The organism is Moorena sp. SIO3B2 (assembly GCF_010692525.1).
GTDB classification, from domain to species: Bacteria; Cyanobacteriota; Cyanobacteriia; order Cyanobacteriales; family Coleofasciculaceae; genus Moorena; species Moorena producens.
In genome coordinates this window covers 1-2,977 of the sequence record NZ_JAAHHE010000586.1, presented here as the reverse complement: position 1 = coordinate 2,977, position 2,977 = coordinate 1, and the positions used below count along the sequence as shown (strand labels likewise).

Genomic DNA, 2,977 nt, shown 5'->3' with positions numbered 1-2,977 from the left:
ATTTAGCCTGGGGTGACAGTGACTACCAAACCCTTTACATTACAGCAAGAAACAGTCTTTACCGTATTCGTCTTAAAATTAAAGGGATGCCCTAGAAAGTTATAGCAATTCTCCTGGATTAATCAGAGAATTAGTAGGAGTAGATAATTCATAGTTCAAATTAATGGTAGTGGTACACAAGTAGTGATCGATAACAGAAGCGTCTAAACCTCGTCTATTTTATGGAGATGTCTACTGAAAATATTTCAAGATTGAGTGCATACATCTCATCCTGGAAGCGCATAAAAATATTCCATACCTCTTCAGTCACCATATAAACTAGGCTACGGGAAACTTCTATCTCATCCAGACGGCGGGCTAGATGGATAGAATCTCCAGCATGATCCGCTTCTACCACGCTATGTAAGGTGAGCCAAGTTAGATCATGCTCAGAAATTTCCTGAGTCCGCATGATTTGCTCATTGAGACATTCATTGAACTTCTTGGCGTAAATCTCTTCTACCAAAAATGCAGCGATGATAATAGTCGGATCAGGAGCATTAAAATAGCCTTCTAGTCGTTGTCTGAGTTTTATCCCAGGTGAGCTAATGTTCAGAGCATCCATCTTCCCGGTAGCAATTGACTCTGGTTGCCAGGGATAAAAGGCATGATAAAAGCGATTATATAGTAAAGTATGACACTGTTCAGGATTTCCGTTCCCAAGTTCATCATAGAGCTGTTTTACAAGTAAGCAACGAATAACATTATCGTCGATTCTAGACACAGCACTAGCGAGCCAGCGGACAAACTCTGCAGTAATCCCCTGAAGATTATGGAGAAGCAACCAAATACTGGAAAGATCGATAGGCCTTGAATGCAACCACTGGAAGTAGTCATTTCTTATATCTTTTTGCTCGTAAAAATCAATGAGTGCTTCTAGGCTTTGGTAATTCCGATCTGGAGTAGTTGAGTTATTCTCAGGAAAACTCAGAGACACTGGTGATTCTTTCTGAGAAACCGAATGAAATGTAACCATACAAAAATTGTATCTTGTTAAAAAAGTTAGCCAAAAACATCAGTCTACTATTTACTATAGTAGTTTATAGTAATTCAAGAGTGTTGTAGTCTTTAACTTGACTATCGTTTCCCTGATGCCCGATATATTGTCAATGCTGCGGCACACTCAGGCTGGTTCGTAAGATTTCGGAAAAATTCTAGACCGGCTTCTAGCCTTTGAGAATCCTTTCCCAGTTTTCGTGTCATTTCCATGAGAGTTGGTTGTATACAAGAGTGCATATACTCTACCAACTTCTCTAGATCTTGATCTTCAGTATTACCAAAGTTATAAAACGCCCATGGTATATTAGTGACCTCCCGAAAACCCACTGAAGTTAAAAGTGGTCCCAAAATTCGCCCGATACAGGGATTACCATCTGCATATAAGAACATTTCACGGTAAGATTGTAGTAAATATTGATAATCAGGTGAGTCAGGCCAAATCAGGTGAGTTTCGTAATCAGTTTCAGTTACGGTAATTCGACCGCCTGGCTTGAGGACACGGTACGCTTCCTCCAGAATTGCTTTGGGATTTGAGACATGTTCTAAGAACCAGATGGCATAAACATGATCAAAACTGGCATCGGGCCAAGGAAGCTGAATGGCATCACCTACACGCAGATCAATGTTGTTGTCAAAACCAAGAGTATTTAAATAGTGCTGAGCGCATTCTATTTGAGTAGATTCGAGATCGATTCCAGCTACTTTCAAATGTGGAAAACTGTCTAGAATTATTCCTAAGACAGCACCTGTACCACAGCCGATTTCTAACAAATTCTCGGTAGGAAACAAATTGAGATCGCGCAATAGCACTTTGTCCCGCCAATATTGAGCTTGTTTAACTAAGCGTTGTTGCTCTTGATGTGAATAGCCATGTATGTACTTTTTGGACAAGTGTTAGTCTCCCAACTGAACTAATTTAGAAGATTGTCGATCAAGTTTCTAAATTAACATGGATGATTTGAACACACTTTAATTGGCCAGCACAAGAGTGTGTTCAAAATTTTAACTATCCTATTGTTTCTAACACAGTATATCTTAATTTATCTGCTGCCTCTTCCATTTCTACTAGTGATTCAATCGCCATAACATCTGTAAGTGAAACACCTAAAATTTTAGCAGCTTTACGAATGGCTTCCTTCTCCTTTTGATGATATTCTCTATCAGCTCGGCACATCTTTATCGCTTGATATAAAATAACTTTGGGCGAATTCATGGGAAAATCAAAATTAATCTTCTCCAATAGCTCTTCGAGATTAACATCTTTCCAATTCAGGTTTTTGACAGTGGCAATATACTCTTTACTGATTTCTGGCAAATACTCTTGACTACATCCGAACAAAACCAGCTCATCAATGTACCAATCCAATTCTGCCTCTGCCAGCTCACCCTCTGCACCAGCAATTGCCAACAACACACGACTATAATTAACCGCAACATCAAAGTCACCAGGTTGGTGAATATTGTATTGTCTTTTTGAATAGGGGGATGGTTGCAGTGCCTTGCCGTTACTCATATTTTGTCCTGGATTTGTCTAAGCCTGATTTACTAATAAAGTATTAATAGTAGACTAATATTTGAACAATGTCAATTTTTGCTAGGGCGTGTCATCAAATAGGTATCAATCTAGTTTAGAATCGATAGCTGTAGAGAGTTGAGTTAATCAGGAGCTGTGCTATAGCAATCCTATCTGATTCGTGAAAGAAATGGGCTGCTTTAAGGCAGAAGGCAGAAGGCACCCACCCCTAACCCCTCCCAGGAGGGGAATGGCAGAAGGGACCAGAGTTGGAGCTAGTTTTTAATAAGTCCAGTGATTTTACAAATGATTTGGGTGTGGCTCTTTTGGAAAGACGTTTGGTCAGGTTTAGAGAGGTATCGGAAGAGTAGGAGGAGCAGTAATAGAGCAACGAGCTTGAATTAGTCGTTTCATCAAAGGAAGGCC

At 39.8% G+C, this 2,977-nt stretch carries 3 protein-coding genes and 1 pseudogene; 1 reads left to right on the top strand and 3 read right to left on the bottom strand.

Features of this window, described 5'->3' with window-relative positions; genetic code table 11:
• Nucleotides 1-95: pseudogene (locus F6K38_RS44630) on the top strand (SMP-30/gluconolactonase/LRE family protein); the annotation flags it as partial.
• Nucleotides 96-214: 119 nt separating this feature from the next.
• On the opposite strand, the gene F6K38_RS38395 reads toward F6K38_RS44630, so the two are convergent.
• The 3 genes from F6K38_RS38395 to F6K38_RS38385 form a co-directional block, all read right to left on the bottom strand.
• Nucleotides 215-1,015: an iron-containing redox enzyme family protein gene (locus F6K38_RS38395; RefSeq protein ID WP_287360191.1), complete on the bottom strand. Its 801-nt coding sequence runs from the start codon at nucleotides 1,013-1,015 to the stop codon at nucleotides 215-217.
• Nucleotides 1,016-1,116: 101 nt separating this feature from the next.
• On the bottom strand, nucleotides 1,117-1,929 hold the full coding sequence (locus F6K38_RS38390) for a class I SAM-dependent methyltransferase (protein ID WP_287311732.1): 813 nt from the start codon (nucleotides 1,927-1,929) through the stop codon (nucleotides 1,117-1,119).
• A 115-nt stretch (nucleotides 1,930-2,044) separates the two neighbouring features.
• A complete protein-coding gene (locus F6K38_RS38385) occupies nucleotides 2,045-2,551 on the bottom strand; it encodes a TerB family tellurite resistance protein (protein ID WP_287311729.1) in 507 nt (168 codons plus the stop codon).
• Between the last annotated feature and the right edge of the window lie 426 nt (nucleotides 2,552-2,977).

Bases quoted from the DNA above. Each gene is read 5' to 3' on its own strand.
- F6K38_RS38395 (WP_287360191.1), bottom strand. From the start codon at position 1,015: ATGGTTACATTTCATTCGGTTTCTCAGAAAGAATCACCAGTGTCTCTG.
- F6K38_RS38385 (WP_287311729.1), bottom strand. From the start codon at position 2,551: ATGAGTAACGGCAAGGCACTGCAACCATCCCCCTATTCAAAAAGACAA.